1 protein-coding gene is annotated in these 518 nt (G+C 34.7%); it reads left to right on the top strand.

Translation table 11 applies throughout. The features are described from left to right. Positions 1-518: flagellar filament capping protein FliD (gene fliD, locus BHF68_RS08580; RefSeq protein WP_176719906.1), on the top strand; the 518-nt coding region annotated here is incomplete at both ends.

Genomic DNA, 518 nt, shown 5'->3' with positions numbered 1-518 from the left:
GTGGATGATTCTGATTTTTTACATGAAGTACTTAATTTATATGAAGTAAACAATGGAGATGAACCAGTTAACTATAGCAATGGTAAAAATGCTAAATTTGTACTTAATGGCTTAGAGACTGAACGTAAAGCTAACGTTTTTACAATTAGTGGAGTGGAATATACCATTAAAGCTGTTACAGATAATGCTGTAACCGTTTCTTCTGTATCAGATACTGATGCCATCTTCGATAAAATTAAAGGGTTTGTAGATAAATACAATGAACTTTTAGGGTTTGTAAATGAGAAACTTATGGAAAGACGTTACAGAGATTTTCCGCCATTAACAAATGAACAAAGAAGAGCAATGGATGACAAAGAAATTGAGATGTGGGAAGAAAAAGCGAAGAGTGGTTTGCTTCGTGGAGATCATATGCTATCAGGTATTTTAACGGACATGCGTATGTTGATATCTGACCAGGTAAAGGGATTAGGTGATGGAAGGATATCCTCATTAGCCCAAATAGGTATAACTACTGG

It is taken from the genome of Desulfuribacillus alkaliarsenatis (genome assembly GCF_001730225.1).
GTDB lineage: Bacteria > Bacillota > Bacilli > Desulfuribacillales > Desulfuribacillaceae > Desulfuribacillus > Desulfuribacillus alkaliarsenatis.
Note: the sequence above shows the minus strand (reverse complement) of the source record. Positions and strands in the feature narration are given on the sequence as shown.